General features: G+C 52.2%; 12 protein-coding genes. 9 read left to right on the top strand and 3 right to left on the bottom strand.

What is annotated here, in order from left to right; genetic code table 11:
* Positions 1 to 88 precede the first annotated feature (88 nt).
* The 3 genes from NDA02_RS17435 to NDA02_RS17425 all read left to right on the top strand — a co-directional run bounded on the left by NDA02_RS17435 (position 89) and on the right by NDA02_RS17425 (position 4,229).
* Positions 89 to 2,245, top strand: a complete 2,157-nt coding sequence (locus NDA02_RS17435) for a polysaccharide biosynthesis tyrosine autokinase (RefSeq protein ID WP_348255491.1) — start codon at positions 89 to 91, stop codon at positions 2,243 to 2,245.
* 304 nt (positions 2,246 to 2,549) lie between these two features.
* Positions 2,550 to 2,957: a hypothetical protein gene (locus NDA02_RS17430; protein ID WP_348247340.1), complete on the top strand. Its 408-nt coding sequence runs from the start codon at positions 2,550 to 2,552 to the stop codon at positions 2,955 to 2,957.
* Between the two features lie 12 nt (positions 2,958 to 2,969).
* Positions 2,970 to 4,229: a glutamate-5-semialdehyde dehydrogenase gene (locus NDA02_RS17425; protein ID WP_348247341.1), complete on the top strand. Its 1,260-nt coding sequence runs from the start codon at positions 2,970 to 2,972 to the stop codon at positions 4,227 to 4,229.
* A 34-nt stretch (positions 4,230 to 4,263) separates the two neighbouring features.
* On the opposite strand, the gene NDA02_RS17420 is transcribed toward NDA02_RS17425, so the two are convergent.
* A complete protein-coding gene (locus NDA02_RS17420) occupies positions 4,264 to 4,743 on the bottom strand; it encodes a hypothetical protein (protein WP_190794657.1) in 480 nt (159 codons plus the stop codon).
* 306 nt (positions 4,744 to 5,049) lie between these two features.
* The gene (locus NDA02_RS17415) at positions 5,050 to 5,865 is read right to left on the bottom strand and encodes a fatty acid desaturase (RefSeq protein WP_348255490.1); all 816 of its coding nucleotides are present in this window, start codon (positions 5,863 to 5,865) and stop codon (positions 5,050 to 5,052) included.
* A gap of 165 nt (positions 5,866 to 6,030) precedes the next feature.
* Here NDA02_RS17415 and NDA02_RS17410 point away from each other — a divergent pair, with 165 nt between their 5' ends.
* From NDA02_RS17410 to NDA02_RS17390, 5 genes are all read left to right on the top strand, one after another.
* The gene (locus NDA02_RS17410; RefSeq protein ID WP_348255489.1) at positions 6,031 to 7,266 is read left to right on the top strand and encodes a methionine gamma-lyase family protein; all 1,236 of its coding nucleotides are present in this window, start codon (positions 6,031 to 6,033) and stop codon (positions 7,264 to 7,266) included.
* Positions 7,267 to 7,465: 199 nt separating this feature from the next.
* A complete protein-coding gene (locus NDA02_RS17405) occupies positions 7,466 to 8,383 on the top strand; it encodes a putative selenate ABC transporter substrate-binding protein (protein ID WP_190790302.1) in 918 nt (305 codons plus the stop codon).
* Positions 8,384 to 8,420: 37 nt separating this feature from the next.
* On the top strand, positions 8,421 to 9,176 hold the full coding sequence (locus NDA02_RS17400) for an ATP-binding cassette domain-containing protein (protein WP_348255488.1): 756 nt from the start codon (positions 8,421 to 8,423) through the stop codon (positions 9,174 to 9,176).
* Positions 9,145 to 11,004 (top strand): ABC transporter permease subunit, encoded by a 1,860-nt coding sequence (locus NDA02_RS17395; protein WP_348255486.1) that lies wholly within the window; start codon positions 9,145 to 9,147, stop codon positions 11,002 to 11,004. The genes NDA02_RS17400 and NDA02_RS17395 overlap by 32 nt, the downstream gene beginning before the upstream one ends.
* A 225-nt stretch (positions 11,005 to 11,229) precedes the next feature.
* Complete coding sequence (locus tag NDA02_RS17390) at positions 11,230 to 12,039, top strand: tetratricopeptide repeat protein (protein WP_190790304.1); 810 nt, start codon at positions 11,230 to 11,232, stop codon at positions 12,037 to 12,039.
* 328 nt (positions 12,040 to 12,367) lie between these two features.
* Here the strand turns inward: NDA02_RS17390 and NDA02_RS17385 are convergent, their stop codons facing one another.
* Positions 12,368 to 13,336 (bottom strand): RNA polymerase sigma factor, RpoD/SigA family, encoded by a 969-nt coding sequence (locus NDA02_RS17385; RefSeq protein ID WP_190790305.1) that lies wholly within the window; start codon positions 13,334 to 13,336, stop codon positions 12,368 to 12,370.
* A gap of 1,070 nt (positions 13,337 to 14,406) precedes the next feature.
* Between NDA02_RS17385 and glgP the strand changes: the two genes are divergently transcribed.
* Positions 14,407 to 17,061, top strand: a complete 2,655-nt coding sequence (gene glgP, locus NDA02_RS17380; RefSeq protein WP_190790306.1) for an alpha-glucan family phosphorylase — start codon at positions 14,407 to 14,409, stop codon at positions 17,059 to 17,061.
* Positions 17,062 to 17,194 lie beyond the last annotated feature (133 nt).

Below are 17,194 nucleotides of genomic sequence, written 5' to 3'. Positions count from 1 at the left end.
ATATTCCTCACTTCGATTTTCCCCTGCCTTACCGCTTTCCCTCGGCTGAGTGTCCCGAGTGCCCTATAGATTAAGGATGACATTTACCATGAGAGACGCTGAACCGAAACCGATCGCGATCGAAAAAAATGGCAGTGTGCCTAAAAATGCACTGATTCGAGGCACGACCGTCCCCCAGGGGCAAAGCACTTCTGAGGATGCGATCAATTTCTGGGAAATGGTGCAGCGGCGATGGTGGATCATTGCCGGAGTTGGGCTAATTAGCATGACTTATTTCGTGAGTACCGCGCTGCAGCAGCAGTCAGAATATGTGGGTCAGTTCCGGCTCCTTGTTGAGCCAGTTAACAACGTTAATGCTCAACTAGCGGATGGCAGCAACAACAATAACAATCCATCTTCTGAGCTGGACTACGATACCCAAATTCAAGTGCTGCAAAGTCCCGGTTTACTCGATCGAAGCATTGAAAAGCTGCGTCCTCTGTATCCCAATTTGACCTATAACAATTTGGTGCAAGGGCTATCAATCAGCCAGCTCCGGGGCACTAAGATCATTCAGGTACAATATCAAAGCATGAACCCGGCAGAAGTTCCGGCAGTGCTGGAGCAACTTTCTAAAGACTATCTGTCATACAGCCTGAACGAGCGGCAAACTAACCTGCGGCAGGGGCTGCAATTTGTGCAGAATCAGCTCAACTCTGCTCAGGAACGGGTGGATGAGCTTCAACTCAGACTGCAAGCATTTCGACAAAACAACCAATTTTTTGACCCTGATGGCAAGGCGGGGCAGGTTATTGCCCAATCTGAACAGCTTGCCCAGCAGCAGCTTGAACTCGATCAACAGCTACAGCAGGCAGAGGCTGAACTTGCTAGACTGCAGGAAGAAACAGGGGCAATCGCTACACTCAATAGTTCTCCAGGATACCAGCAGCTTGTCGGTCAACTCCGAGAGTTAGAGACCCAAATTGCGCTGGAGCGAACGCGTTTTCAGGATGACAGTCTCACCATTCGAGTACTGCGCGAAAAACAGGCAAATGTGTTGGGGCTACTCGGCAGTGAGGCACGTCAAGCGATCGGCGGCAAGGCAGCAGAAATTAGTAATCGAATTCAAATTCTGCAAGTCCAGCAGCAGGCGATCGCTGAAACTCAAAACACGCTCGACCAGGAGTTTCAGCAAATTCCCGGGCTTTCTCGCCAGTATACCGACTTGCAGCGCGAACTCCAGATTGCTACCGAAAGCTTGAATCGGTTTTTAGCCACGCGGGAAAACCTCCAGGTAGAAGCGGCACAAAAAGAAATTCCCTGGCAGCTTGTGGAGCCGCCGCCACAGCTTGCTGCCAGTCGCGGTCCCGATACGACTCGCAGTTTACTCATTGGGGTTGCTGCTAGCCTTGCGCTCGGTGTGGCTACTGCTTTCCTGGTGGAGAAAATGGACAAGACATTCCACACCGCAGACGCCCTCAGCCGCAAGTTTAAGCTGCCCGTTCTGGCAGTAATTCCGCTGCAGTCTGATCTGTTGGGTGTGGAGTACAGCGTCCGCTCGCGGCGTCGAAAGAACTTTTTGCGAAAGATCAAAACCCAGCTTAGAGCAATCCGCAAGAGCCTCAGCAGCAGCCTGCCGTTTATGCCTCAGCCCGATGATTACGATGTGTTTGAATTTGAGGAATCCTTTAAACTGCTGCAAACCAATCTGCAAATGATGCAGTCTAGCTCTGGGCAGTCGATGCAAACGATCGTCATTACTTCTGCTCAGGCAGGAGACGGCAAATCGACGATAGCGTGGTATCTCGCCCAAACTGCAGCATCAATGGGGCAACGAGTCTTGCTGGTGGATACTGATTTAAGACGATCCCAGCTTCAAGCCCGGCTCCAGCTCCCGGAAACAAGAGGCTTAGGGGAGCTTTTCTCCTCAAATCTGGTTCTGAAAGACGTGATTCAGCAGCCGCTTCCGGACAGTCCCCTCTACATCCTGCCGAGCGGGGAAACAACGCTTGATCCCATTCAGGTTTTTTCATCGCCCAGAATGCATGCCCTAGCAAACAAGCTAAAAGACACCTTCGATCTGGTGATCTACGACGCTCCCCCTGTGAATGGGCTGGCAGATGCGCTTCAGCTCTCTGTCCACGCTGACAGTCTGCTTCTGGTCGTGCGCCTGCATAAAACGGACAAAGCCGCGGCCGCAAAGGCGATCGAGAGTTTGAGCCATGCTCGCGCCCGCCTGCTGGGACTGGTCGCAAACGGTCGGTAAAACGATTTATGCTTGGTCATTTGTGCTTTGCTCTGCTCGACCCCTTGATGAGTTAAAAAGACCGTTAACAATCGTGAGCGTCTACGGAGTTTGAGCTAGATTGAGAGTGTTAACATTGGACAAAGCGAAATCGAATCCTCTAAACGGGGAGCAGCTTCGCTGAGGAAACCACAAGTCGGGGTAGTGCGGCAAAGCAGTTCCCCCTAAGCGGTAAGCGGGGTAATTCTTTCTTCAGGCTGCCTCCTAGCATTCTGATTCGCGCTTATTGTCCGTTTCTAGTAAGCAACATTCACCTAAGCTGACTGTGCAACCCCAAAAAGCTCACAAGATTGACACTACCGCAGACTATCCCTGTCCTTGTCGTCGTCGGGGTCGTCTCACGCCCATTACGCTGACCGAAGCCTTTGGCTGCACACGCTGTCAGCAAATCTTCGTGGTGCAGGATAACGGTCATGTGATTGAGCAGCTTTCGACCACCTATCCCTATAAGCGAGCCTGGCGATGGACAGGGCATCAGTGGAATGTCGCCCACTCCAGCTTGAGCAGAGGCTATTTCCCCATTACGCTGCTGATGATTTTTGGGTTGGTATTTTTGCTGCTGCTGACTGTCCTTCAGTTTCCGATTAGTGCCAGCGTTGCGTTTCGCGTCATTGCTGCGCTGTTGCTGTCGATGATGTTAGTCTTGATGCTGTGGCTAGCTTGTAGACGTTAGGCAGGAACTTCTTTGAACGCTTCTCCGGATCTCACCTCCGCTGCCCATCAGGCTTATGCGGCTTCTCTTCAGCTTGCCGCTTCAAGAGGCATCGATCGCAGCCGTGCACTGCAAATTATGGCAGAAGCCCTCCTAGAGCGGCAGGACGATATTCTGGAAGCAAACACGCTGGATCTGGAGATCAGCCGTGAGATGGCAGTGCCGGAACTGATTCTGGACTGGCTCAAGCTTACCCCAGAGCGGCTGCAAACCACGGGATCAATCCTACAGCGACTCGCAGAGATTTCTGATCCCACTCAGCAGGTGCTCAATATTCCCTCGTTTCAAGTCGATCAGTGCCAGACTTATTATCAGCTCATGCCGCTGGGCGTGATTGCGCTGGTGTATGAGGCATTTCCTGAACTGGGCGCGATCGCCGCCGGACTCTGTATCAGAACGGGAAACAGTTTAATTCTACGGGGCGGCACGGAGGCAAGCCACTCTAATCAGGTGATCGGCGAGACGCTGCGGTTGGCGATCGAGGATTCCGGTCTGCCGGTGGATGCGCTACAGCATTTACCCTCGGATCAGGGAGATAACATTCGAGAACTGGTGACGCTCGATCGCTACGTGAATCTGGTGATTCCCTACGGACGTTCGAGCCTGGTACAGCAGGTAATTCGGCAGGCAACTTGTCCGGTGCTGAAAACAGCGATCGGTAACTGCTACCTGTACTGGTCGCCGTCTGGAAATTTAGAAGTAACGCGCTGGATGATTTTAGATAGCCACCAGAGCGAGCCGGATGCGGTCAATGCGATCGAAAAAGTGCTGGTGTATCGGCAGCACAGCACTACATCTTTAATGATGCTTTGGAACAGCCTGAAGGAAAAAGGCTTTGAGCTGCGCGGGGATGCCGAACTTATTGCCGAATTTCCCGAAATCTTTACCGCAGAGGCAAAAGAATCTGAGTGGAATCAGGCCTATCTCAACAGCACGATCGCCTTCAAGGTGGTAGACGGGCTAGAGACGGCGATCGCCTGGATGAATGCTCACAGCAGCGGCCATGCCGACTGTCTTGCCACTGAGTCTTACCAGGAGAGCCGCCAGTTTGCGATGGGCATTACCAGTGCCATGAGCTATATCAACGCCTCTCCCCGGTTTTATCGCATCCCGAAGCGGGGTAGCCCGATCGTGCTGGGGATGTCGAACCAAAAAGGACACCGTCGTGGGCTGATCAGTCTTGAAACCCTAACGACGGTGAAGCATATTGTGCAGGGAAATGGAATGGGCTAGGAGCCGATTCATCACGCCCGATTCAGGACGCTAATTAATTACACAAATCGCCTGTCCAGTCTTCAGCTCCGCGTCCGGGCTGGCAGCGGTTTTGCTCAGTGACTTGCGTAATCTTCCAGAGTTTCTCGCCGTTTGCGCCGTCCTCGGCCGGGGTTAGCTCATAGCGCGTGCGTTTTGCCCGGACAGAATCATCGGGCAATCCAGACTGGGTGACGGTGACGATCGCCTTGTCTTGTGAGGGATAGGTGAGGCGAATTTGCTCTGACCCGATCGGTTCTGGTGCGCCTGGACGCAGTGAAACCACCATGGTCAGGGGGTCGGCTCCCGGTGCGGGAAGGGTTGGGTTTTCAACCACACGGAACTCGCTCTCTGCGGCGGGCGCATTTGCCGTTGCGGTATTTTCGGTTTGCGGCTGCTCTGGGGCAGAAGCAGTGGGGGCAGATTGGGTGCAGCCCGTGACAGCGACGATCGCGGCAGCCGCTCCAGCCATAAGAATTAAAAATCGTTTAGCCATAGCCTGATGAACATTCCTCTTCGTGTAGTCGGGCAAACTGAGAGCAACAGCAATCATTTACAGCAGGATCGCCATTTACAGCAGGATCAACAGAATATTTATTTTCTCTCTAAACTGATGATTCTCTTTCAAAGGTCCTGATAATTCGATTGACAGTCGGGTAGCTTCATCAGTTCCAGCCCGGATTCCGCATGATCATTTAAACCATGATCGGCTACTTTTGTCATCTGTACCGATCGCCATAAAAAAAGCCCGACGATACGGGCGAGAGAAAAGTTTTTAACAGAATTTCAAATCAATCTAATGCTACGGATTTTCAGCCAGCTTAATTTTCTTCGCTAATCCCAGAGATTTCAAAACGCAGACCATCCACCAGGTGACATCAATTTCCCACCACTTCAGTCCGTGACGAGCCGAGTACTGATAGGTGTGGTGATTGTTGTGCCAGCCTTCGCCATAAGCTAGGATTGCAACCCACCAGCAGTTCGTCGATTTGTCGGTAGACTCGAAGTTGCGGTAGCCAAACTTGTGCGTGGCACTGTTCACCAGCCAGGTTGAGTGATAGACCATGATCAGACGCACAAAAACACCCCAAATCAGGAATGGCATCCCGCCGATCAGATAGAGAATGCCCGCAAACGCCACTTGAATCGGGAAGAAATAGTTCTCACAGAACTGATAGAAGGGATCGTCTCCAATATCTTTGGTGTACCTTGGCACGTCAGCCTTTGCCGGAATTTCTCGGAGCATCCAGCCCAGATGACTCCACCAAAAGCCTTTATTGGAATCGTGATGATCGCTATCTTCGTCTGAGTGAAGGTGGTGGTGACGATGCAGCCCAATCCAGGAGATCGGACCCCCTTGCATAGACAGCGTTCCGCAAAACATTAACGCATACTCTAGCCATTTAGGAGTTTGAAAGCTGCGGTGCGTAATCAATCGATGCCAACCCAGCGTCACTCCTAAGCAACCCGTAAACCAATGCAAGAATACCGCTAGCCCAACTGCCGTCCAGCTAAAGTTACTCGGAAGCAGGGCAAGAAGTGCCACAGCATGGACGAACACCATAAAGCCGATGACGACCCAATCGCGGCGGAGTGTTTTAACTGATGCAGTAGTCATGTAGCAATCTCAATGTGAACAAGTCGGTCTGAATTTGCGCGACAATGAACAACGCGATCGTACCGAGAGATTCTGCTTGGAACCTCCTACCAAGGGATTATCCCATTCGATCGCCAGATGTTTTGCAAGGAGCCGGGAGATAAACAGTCAATGAACAGCCAGGCAATGAACAGCTTTAACCGGCTTCAGGAGGCGCAGCAGACACTATCTCCGATTTTTTCCTCTATTGACACGAAGGTCAAGAAAAATCTCCGGCGAGTGCTAGAAGCATTCCGGCGACACCAGGTTGGCGTCCACCATTTTGCGGGTGTGACCGGGTATGGACACGATGATTTAGGCAGAGAAATTCTCGATCGCGTGTTTGCTGATGTGGTGGGGGCAGAAGCCGCAGCCGTGCGCGTTCAGTTTGTGTCGGGCACACATGCGATCGCCGCTGCGCTGTTCGGCGTGCTGCGACCGGGGGATGAAATGCTTGCTGTTGCGGGTGCGCCCTACGATACTTTGGAAGAAGTGATCGGGCTGCGTGGACAGGGACAGGGTTCCCTCAAAGAGTTTGGCATTACTTATCGCCAGCTAGAACTGACCGAATCAGGAGAAATCGACTGGCAAACCCTTGCCGCTGCCATTCGTCCAGAAACGCGCCTGGTTCATATTCAGCGATCGTGCGGCTACTCCTGGCGACCCAGCCTCTCGATTCTAGACATCGAAAAAATTGTTCGCCTGGTTAAGCAGCAAAATCCTGAAACGGTGTGCTTTGTGGACAACTGCTATGGCGAATTTATCGAAGACCAGGAACCGCCTGCCGTAGGCGCGGATCTCATTGCCGGATCGTTGATCAAAAATCCGGGAGGGACGATCGTTCCGGCAGGTGGCTATGTAGCAGGACGCGCCGATTTAGTGGAGCGAGCAGCGTTTCGGCTCACGGCTCCCGGCATTGGCAGAGAAGGCGGTGCAACATTTGATCAAAATCGGCTGCTGTTTCAGGGACTTTTTCTGGCTCCGCAAATGGTCGGCGAGGCGATGAAGGGCAATCACCTCACGGCTTATGTGTTCGATCAGCTTGGCTATCCGGTGAACCCTGCGCCTTTTGCTCCGCGGCGAGACGTAATCCAGGCAATCAAGCTTGGCTCACCCGAAAAAATTATTGCCTTTTGCAAAGCGGTTCAGTCTTATTCTCCGATCGGCTCTTATCTCAGTCCGGTTCCTGCTCAAATGCCCGGCTACGAAAGCAATCTGGTGATGGCAGGCGGCACATTTATCGACGGCAGCACTTCCGAATTTTCAGCCGATGGCCCGCTGCGCGAACCCTATGTTGTCTTTTGTCAGGGTGGGACGCATTGGACTCATGTTGCGCTTGCGCTAGAGGCAGCGATCGAGGAGGTGGGGCAATGTGAGGGATGACGGGATGGATGCAAGGTGCAGGGATTCAAGCTTAGAGGCGATGAATACTGCGAGGAGGGCGTCCTGCAAAGTTAGAGACTGGCTAATTTTAGCTTCTGAGCAAAGGTCACTCGCCTTCTGTCTAGCCGGAGAAATTCGTTACGATAGAGAATTGCTTTCTTTTCATTCTTAGTTATAGGCATTGTTTTGTAGGAATTGTATGAAACGAGTTTTTGTTCCTGCGCTGTTGGCACTGCTTTTGCCAATCGCTTCCTGTACCTCAAACCCCAATTCAACGGCAAGTTCTGGCGATCAGGCAGCAGTTAAACCGCTGGTTGCAGGGGCAATTCCCGACCAAGATCCAGAAAAGCTTCAGCGACTCTATGGCAAGCTCTCTGCCTATCTGACCCAGGAACTGGGCGTTCCGGTTGAGTACAAGCCCGTGACGGACTACACGGCAGCGGTGACTGCCTTTAAGGTGGGCGATCTCGATCTCGTTTGGTTTGGCGGACTAACGGGCGTACAGGCGCGGCTTCAGGTTCCGGGGGCGGAGGCGATCGTCCAGCGCGACATTGATGCAGACTTTCACAGCGTATTTATTGCCCATAAGCAGTCTGGACTGAAGCCGTTTCAGGAAATTAACGGGCTACAAACTTTAAAAGGACGCACGTTCACCTTTGGCAGCGAGTCTTCTACCTCAGGGCGGTTGATGCCGCAATACTTCCTGGAGCAGGCAGGCATGAAGCTGGAAGACTTTAAAGGACAGGTCGGCTTTTCCAAAAATCACGATGCTACGCTCAAGCTGGTAGAAGCTGGAACCTACGATGCAGGCGTGCTGAACGAGCAGGTTTGGCAAAAGCGCGTCGATGCGGGCGAGGTTGATCTGAATAAAGTTGAAGTTCTCTGGCGGACTCCCGCCTATTTCGACTATCACTGGGTCGTCAATCCCCAACTGGCTGAACGCTATGGGGCTGATTTTGTTGAGAAATTGAAGACAGCCCTGCTCAAGCTTGATCCCAATGTGCCGGAGCAAAAGGAAATCCTCGATTTGTTTGGCGCAAAGAAGTTCATCCCCACGAAAAACTCGAACTATCAGCAGATCGAGCAAGTTGGGCGGCAAATTGGCAAGATTCAGTAATTTCACTTATCGATTTCACTCATCCATTTGATCGATCGTGGCACTTCCCCTTTTTGACCCGATTTTTGAACTGCGGCAGGTCACGCAGTGGTTTGGGCAGTTCGTAGCTCTGACTGGTTTAAATCTGCATATTAATTCAGGAGAGCGGGTGGCGTTAGTCGGGTCGAGTGGAGCCGGGAAGAGCACACTGCTGCGGCTACTCAACGGCACACTGCTCCCCACGCAAGGGGAAGTCTGGGCACTGGGACAGCCTTTGAATTCTCTTTCGGCGGCGAAAATGCGGCGAGTTCAGCGGCAGATCGGCACGGTGTATCAGCAGTTTCATCTGGTGAATCATCTCGCCGTCGTTCACAACGTCAACGCGGGTCACTTGGGCAGATGGTCGTTCTGGAAGGCGGCTCTGTCGTTGATTTATCCGCAAGATTTGGAGACGGCAGCCAAGGCTCTGCATCGGGTCGGCATTCCAGAGAAGCTCTACGATCGCACTGATTCTCTCTCTGGCGGACAGCAGCAGCGCGTTGCCATTGCCCGGGTGCTGGTGCAAGACCCGATCGCAATCCTGGCAGATGAACCCGTCGCCAGTCTTGATCCCCAGCTCAGCCGCGAGATTATGAATCTGCTTTGTGGCTTGGCAGCGATCGACGGTAAAACGCTGGTGGTCAGCATTCATTCGATCGAGCTGGCAAAAAGCCACTTCGATCGCATTATTGGACTGCGCGCCGGACAGGTTTTCTTTGATCTGCCTGTTCATCAGGTAAGTGATGCGCTCATTTCCAGCCTTTACCAGCGATGAGGAACTGCTGATGTCTTCTCGGTTTATGCCGCGCCCCTCGCTGTGGACTGCCCAAACGCGCTGGTTCCTGCTGATGCTGGGGGCGATCGGCTTTTCCGGCTACATGGCGGGACTCTTCCAGCAGGATTTGCTGAACTTTCGGGGGCTGCCTCAGCTCGGACAATTTTTTCGCGCCAGTATTCACCCCGATCTAAGTCCAGAATTCTTGCAGCTTACCTGGAATGCCAGTCTAGTCACGCTTGCCTTTGCCGTCTGCGGCACAGTTCTCAGTGTCACTGTGGGACTTCTGGGCGGCGTATTGATCTCAGAAGTTTGGTGGCAGTCTGTCTTTCCGCGTTGGGCAGCGGGGCAATTTTTTGGACAGGGACTCCGGGTAATCCTCTTGGTTCCGCGTGCAATTCATGAGCTGATCTGGGGACTATTTTTCGTTAATCTGTTTGGGCTTGATCCCTTGGTGGGCATTGTGGCGATCGTTGTTCCCTACAGCGCGATCGTCTCTAAAGTCTTTTCCGAAACGCTGGACGAAACCCCCCGCGAACCGCTCAATGCCCTGCTGAATAGCGGTGTGCTGCCCCTGACTGCTTTCTTCTACACGCTGCTTCCCCAGGCTGCCCTCGATCTGATTTCCTATAGCTTTTATCGCTTTGAATGTTCACTGCGATCGGCTGCCGTTCTGGGGATCATCGGAGCCGGAGGAGTGGGATATCAAATTTTGTTGAGTTTGCAATCGCTCCGCTACGAGCAGCTTTGGACGCTGTTTTACGCGCTGATCATGCTCAACAGTTTGGTCGATCTAGCCAGTGCCCTGCTGCGCCATCGCCTCGGAGCACCCACGCGCCTCGATCTCAATCTACGCCGCCGAGCCAGGCAGCTTCCGTCTCAAAGTTCTCCAGCCTTGGGGGATTTAGGGGGCAATGCAAGCGTTAGAGGATTGATCATTTACCCCCAACTTCAGCCCCCCCACGAAAACAGCTTCCCCTCAAGAATTTCCAGGTTCCTGTTCCAAACCAGGTGGCAGCCCAGCCTCACCCTGGCAGGACTGGGGGCGATCGTCCTCATCCCCTTTTGTTTCTGGTTTGTCGGGGCAGACTACAGCAAACTCTGGTCGCCTCGTACCGTGATGCTGTTAGGAGAAGTGGGGCGAACAACCTTCCCGCCTAACTTTCAACTCGCTCAATTTCCGCAATTGATTCGCCTCTGCCTGGAAACGATCGCCATGTCGGTTCTCGCGATTACCTTAGCAGGATTGGGCGGGATTGTGCTGTCTTTCCCCTCGGCTCGCAACATTTTCCTGCCGGGCGGACTGCTGCAACCCTTTAGCACAAGTAGGATCGCGCAGGGATCAAGCTGGCTGCTGCTGATTTCGTCTCGGCTGCTGTTGCTGCTGTTTCGATCGATCCCCGCCCCGATCTGGGCACTGATTTCCTTATTTATCCTGTTTCCCGGAATTTTGCCCGGAGCGATCGCCCTGGGCATTCACAACTGGGGCATTTTAGGACGGCTGATGGCAGAAGTAAATGAAAACCTGGATCAACGTCCGATCGTTGCGCTCAAAGCTCAGGGAACTCCAGCAGCGATCGTCTTTTTGTATGGAATGCTGCCGCTTACCTTGACCCGTTTTCTTGCCTACATTCTGTATCGCTGGGAGGTCTGCACGCGAGAAACCGTAATTGTTGGGCTGGTGGGAGCAGGTGGGTTGGGGCGGCTGGTTAGCGAACAGTTGAGCAGTTTTAACTACAGCAGTTTAATTGTGACGCTGGGCTGTTTCGTCTTGATGACGGTTGGCGTGGATTGGATCAGCCGTACCGCTAGACGATTGCTGCGGTGAAAAGCCACTGGGTGAAAATCTCCCCTTCCGCGATTTGGCAAAAGTTTGGTTCCGTTCATTAAAGTGGGCAAGATTAGGGCAGGGTTGCACTACACCATCATCATCGGCAGAATATCTGTTGAAGAAATCACGGCTGGGAACATTCACCCAGGCTTTATTTCTGTATCTTTATTAGAATTTCCATCTGTCAATCTTTACTAGAGCGGGGTCAGACTCACATCCGTTATGAGTCAAAGTCAAGAGCTACAAACCTGGTACGACCAGGGCACTGCCCTATTTCGCGTTGGACGTTTCGAGGGAGCCATTGCCCGCTTCGATAAGTTTTTGCTAGCGCAGCCCGATCATTACGAGGTCTGGAGCCAGCGAGGCTGTGCACTCTACGAAATGGGCGCTTATGAAGAAGCGATCGTCAGCTTTGATAAGGCAATTCGGATTAAGCCAAAGTATCCCCTCGCCTGGCACGGCAGAGGCATCGCGCTGGCAAAACTCGGACGGTTAGAAGAAGCCATCACCAGCTTCACTCAGGCACTTAAGTACGGCACAGATAATGCCAAAGTCTGGTATAACACCGGGCACACTCACCTTTGCCTTTACCAGTATCGGGAAGCGGTTACTGCCCTCGATCGGGCAATCGAACTCAAGCCCAATAACTATCGCGCCTGGTATAGCCGTGCCGTTGCTCTTGCCTCGCTGCGCCGCTACGAAGATGCCCTTACCAGCATCGATACTGCCCTTGCAATCAAGCGAAGCTGCTACTATGCCTGGAATTACAAAGGTTTAGTGCTGATCAAGCTCGATCGCCATGCAGAAGCCCTTATCTGCTTCGACAAATCCCTTAAATATCAGTCAGACAACCCCAACGCCTGGTATGGTCAAGCCTGTTCCTATGCGATGCAAGGCGATATCGACCAAACCCTGCGAGCCCTGCATCGGGCGATCGTGATCAGTCCTAATCTTTACCGGGTCATGGCACAAACCGATCCCTGCTTCGATCGAGTTCGGAGTCATGCTCAGTTTCAGGAGTTGGTGCGATAGGGAATGGGTAGGCGAACGAGTGAGTTTCCGTAGGATGGGGTAGCGTCACGCATCAGCTTCTGGGGGGAATGCCTCTCATCCAGAAATTCATGCACCCTAGCGATCGTCTAAAGCCTCATCTCAAATTTGAGTTGATCAGAGGGAAGGGACGTTTTTTTAAGGACAACTTTTAAAGACGACAGTGGGACGATCGACTTTCAACTCAGGATAGGAGGTTCAATTCACCTCTCTATCTTCGGCTCAAAATCGATCGTCCCAATTTCAGGATTGAGTGACGATTAGGTGACTCCGATCGCGTTGCTAATGCGAAACTGGACGGAAAATCGAATTAGCTAACAGCGAGGTATTCTCGAATGTCGGCTCTGCGCTTCCGCAGTTTGGTCAGAGCTTCCCGCTCGATCTGGCGGACTCGTTCTCGGCTAATGTTGAGCCGATCGCCAATTTTTGCCAAGGTGAGCGATTGCCCATCTTCCAGCCCAAAGCGGAGGGAAAGGACTTCGCGCTGCTGCGGCGTTAAGTCTGCCATGAGCTGATCAAGTTCCGTTCGCAGAGAAGATTGAGTGGCAAAATCTTCAGGAGATGGACCCGTATCTTCCAGCAGTTCGCCGAGTTCGGTGTCCTGGTTGTCTCCGACCCGCAGATCTAGGGAGAGGGGCTGGCGTGCCCGTTCCAGATATTCCCGCACCTGGCGGGGGGTGAGTTCCAGTTCTGCTGCCAGTTCTGCCGGGGTTGCAGCTCGTCCAAGCTTTTGCGAGAGCTGTCGCTGTGCTTTTTTGATTTTATTCAGCTTTTCGGTGATGTGAATCGGGAGGCGGATAGTGCGTCCCTTTTCGGCAATGGCGCGGGTAATTGCCTGGCGAATCCACCAGTAAGCATAGGTCGAGAAGCGATAGCCCTTGGTCGGATCGAACTTCTCAACGCCGCGCTGCATTCCGATCGTCCCTTCCTGAATCAGGTCGAGCAGATCGACATTGCGCTTGATGTACTTCTTAGCAACCGACACCACAAGACGCAAATTTGCCTCGACCATCTTTCGCTTGGCTCGTTCGCCTTCGATGATAACCTGATCGAGTTCTTCGAGGGAGGTTTTTGCTGCGGTTGACCACTCTTCAAGACTGGGTTCATGCCCCAGCTTTTCAGTCAGGGCTTCCTTGATTTCATTAAAAATGCTAAGTCGCTGAACTTGCTTACCGTAAAGAATTTCTTGCTCATGCGTTAACAGAGGGACACGACCAATCTCGCGGAGGTAGGCGCGAACCATGTCTGCGGAAGATGTGGAGGGTAAAGTCGTCTTCATATTGCCGATACTCTAGCTTCTGAGGACACGAGTGGGGATGGGTTAGGTTGACGATTCGCAGGATTACTTTGCTTGATTTACTTTGTTTAGAACAAAGATGCTTGAAACAAAGAAGTAACAAATGACTCAGGACAAATGCGTTAGAGAGATAGCTGCGCTGGAAGGCTCTACCTCAGTACTTATTCACAAATTCCTGTTTACAGTCGGTTCGCAGTCGATTCACCGTGAGTTTTATGAATTCACTGTGAACTAATCATGGAATTGCAGCATGAACTGCAAACTGCGCTCAGACTTGTCACTCTTTCTTATCGCCCTTTGTAAAACAAAATGTGTAAAACAAAGTAGCTAGAACAGACGATCGCCTGCTCTGCACGATTTGACGAGAGCTGAGAACTTCATTAAAGAGAAGCTAAAAGCACTACACCTGCTGAAATTTGATGAGAATCAGTCGCCGTATCAGGTCAGAGCGATGATACCGGAGAGAGATGGGATAGATATCGCTTCAGGATGTGACAGCTACCGCAAGATGTTACAAAAATTTTCGACACCGTTTCTCGAATGCAACACCGTTTCTCGAATGCAATCAAGACTTGGAAGCAGAATCAGCAATGCGAGCATTGTATTTCTGAGTCTAGAGTCCTTGTGCTTGACTGCTATTTGACCCCTTCATAACTTGAATTTTAATAATCGTAACATTAGTTAACGTGTTTGTCACACCCCTCAAACAATTCGACTTTGTATGGCCCCTTCCTTTGATAAATCCTAGAATACTGGGCGTTCTAGATTTACAAATGCACCCTGAGACACAAAATCAGGGGAATTTTCCCTGAGAAGAATCGAACTTTTGAACGATCGCTTTGTTAACTTTTCTAATGCTCAGCCTTACTCTACCGCGAAGAAATTAGAAAAACTCAGAAAAGAGTATTAAGACTTTCCCTGGTTCCGGCTGCCAGCGTCACAATGACTAGAGACTCCTGGTAGAGGTCAGTTCCCCCGATTGTTGCTACAAGATCTCTGCTAGAGATTCGTGCCGAGACTCTCGCCCAAAATCGACGGAGCCTGGTTGAACTATGAAGCCAATTCGCATTTTTAATGTTTCCCCTTCTCTGCCTACCAAGCTAGAACCCCTACGCCAGCTTGCCTACAATCTGCATTGGGATTGGAATGCTGAGACTGCAAATTTATTTCGACGGCTCGATCGCGAGCTATGGGAATCCAGCCGTTACAATCCCATTTTGCTGCTGGGAACCATCAGCCAGGAACGCCTGCGAGAGGCAGCAGAGGATGAAGGGTTTCTGGCGCAAATGCACCGAGCAGCCCGCCAACTTGAGGAGTATTTAACCGAGCGCACCTGGTATCGCAAGCACCGCAATATTAAAGGCAACAATAGCGGCAGCACAGCCGAGGGTCTGGCCGAACCTCCAACGAGTGCCTCGACGTCTCAAGATTGCTACGCCTACTTTTCAGCAGAGTTTGGCTTAACCGTCGCTCTGCCCATTTACTCGGGTGGCTTAGGAGTTCTGGCAGGCGATCACCTCAAATCTGCAAGCGATCTAGGGCTGCCGCTAGTCGGCGTGGGTTTGCTGTATCAGCAGGGCTATTTCGCCCAATACCTGAACGCAGATGGCTGGCAGCAGGAACGTTACCCACTCAATGACTTTTATAATATGCCGCTGCACCTGGAGCGCAATCCAGATGGCTCGGAGCTGCGAATTGCTGTGGAATATCCGGGTCGAACCGTTTATGCCCGGGTCTGGCGAGTGCAGGTGGGAACGGTTCCGCTCTATTTAATGGATACCAACATTGAGCCAAACAACACCTACGACCAGAATATTACCGACCAGCTCTACGGCGGAGACCTCGATCTAAGAATTCATCAAGAAATCATGCTTGGCATTGGCGGCGTGCGAATGCTGCGAGCATTGGGGCTCCAACCCACGGCATACCACATGAACGAAGGGCATTCTGCGTTTATGGCACTGGAGCGAATCCGCATTTTGATTGAAGAAGAAGGGCTAACCTTTAGAGAAGCAAAGCAGGTGGCGCAGTCCAGCCAGATTTTTACGACTCATACGCCTGTCCCGGCCGGCATCGATTTGTTTCCGCCTGACAAGGTGTTGTACTACCTGGGGTACTACGCTGAGAAATTCAGACTTTCCAGAGAAGAGTTTCTGTCGCTGGGGCGCGAAAACACTGGGGATTTGTCTTCGCCGTTTAGTATGGCAGTGCTGGCAATTCAGACGGCAACTTTTGTGAATGGGGTGAGTCAGCTTCACGGCGAAGTGTCGCGGTCGATGTTCGGCAAACTCTGGTCTACACTGCCCACCGACGAAGTGCCTATTACCTCTATTACCAACGGCGTTCATGCCCGAAGCTGTGTTGCGCCTGCGAATCAGGATCTATACGATCGCTATTTGGGTCCAAGCTGGTCGAGTGCCCCGGCGGATCATCCCCTATGGGGGCGGGTTTATTCCATTCCCGACGAGGAGTTGTGGCGCAACCATGAACGCTGCCGATCGGAAATGATCGTCTTTGTGCGGGAACGTTTGCAGCACAGCCTGCGCGATCGCGGTGCTTCTCCGACTGAGCTTGCTGCTGCTCAAGATGTGCTTGACCCCTCGGTACTGACAATTGGGTTTGCCCGCCGCTTTGCCACCTACAAACGCGCCACCCTGTTCCTGCGCAATGTGGAGCGAATTAAGCGCATTCTGCTGGGGGCAAATGCCGATCGCACCAAAGGAGATCCAATCCAGAAGCGATCGGTTCAGTTTGTGATTGCGGGCAAGGCGCACCCGAAAGACAGCCCAGGGAAAGAGCTAATTCGGCAAGTCACGCACTTCATTCGTGAACAGGGCATGCAGCACAATATTGTTTTTGTGCCTAACTACGATGTTCATGTAGCCCGGCTAATGGTGGCTGGCTGCGATGTCTGGCTAAATACGCCCCGCCGTCCCAGAGAAGCATCGGGAACCAGCGGCATGAAAGCCGCGATGAACGGACTGCCAAACTTGAGCGTGCTGGATGGCTGGTGGGCCGAAGCAGACTACGTGCGAACGGGCTGGGCGATCGGTCACGGCGAAGACTACGACGACTTGGAATACCAGGATGAAGTCGAGGCAAATGCCCTGTATGACCTTTTAGAACAGGAGGTCGTGCCCCTATTTTACGATCGCGATGATGAAGGACTGCCGCATGGCTGGATTGCCAAAATGAAGGACGCGATTCGGATCAACTGTCCTCATTTCAACACTGCACGGATGGTTGGTGAATATGCCACACGCGCTTACTTCCCTGCCAGCGATCGCTATCGCATTATGATGGCTGACCGCTATGCCCCTGCCAAAGAACTGGCGCACTGGAAAAGCCATCTGTTTGAACACTGGTATGACATCAAGATCGAACAGGTGGATGTGTCTGAACCCGCAAACGTTAAAGTGGGTCAGGCGATCGGTGTAAAAGCCAGACTCAGCTTAGGGGTACTTACACCTCAAGATGTGCGGGTGGAACTGTATCAAGGAGCTGTAAATGCCAATGGTGATATCGAACGGGGTTCCCCAGTCGTGATGGAGTACCAGGGCACAGATCCACAGCATCCCCATATCAGCATCTACATGGTTGACATTGCATACCAGAATAGCGGTCTACAAGGGTTCTCGCTGCGTGTCATGCCGCAACATGAAAACCTCAGCAGTCCTTATGAAGCAGGACTAACGCTATCGAGTTAGGCGGTTACCTCAGCAGGGTTGAGGCTCTACAACGCCCTCTATCATTTCTAATCCGTTGCCTGACCTGTTCCCTAATCCTGAGGACTTTCAAGCCCTAAAGAAGGCTGGTTTCCTCGGAATTAGGGACGGTGGT

It is taken from the genome of Leptolyngbya sp. ST-U4 (genome assembly GCF_039962215.1).
In the GTDB taxonomy this organism is placed as follows: Bacteria; Cyanobacteriota; Cyanobacteriia; order Elainellales; family Elainellaceae; genus Leptolyngbya_A.
The sequence above is the reverse complement of the archived record's forward strand: the minus strand, read 5'-3'. Positions and strand labels throughout refer to the sequence as shown.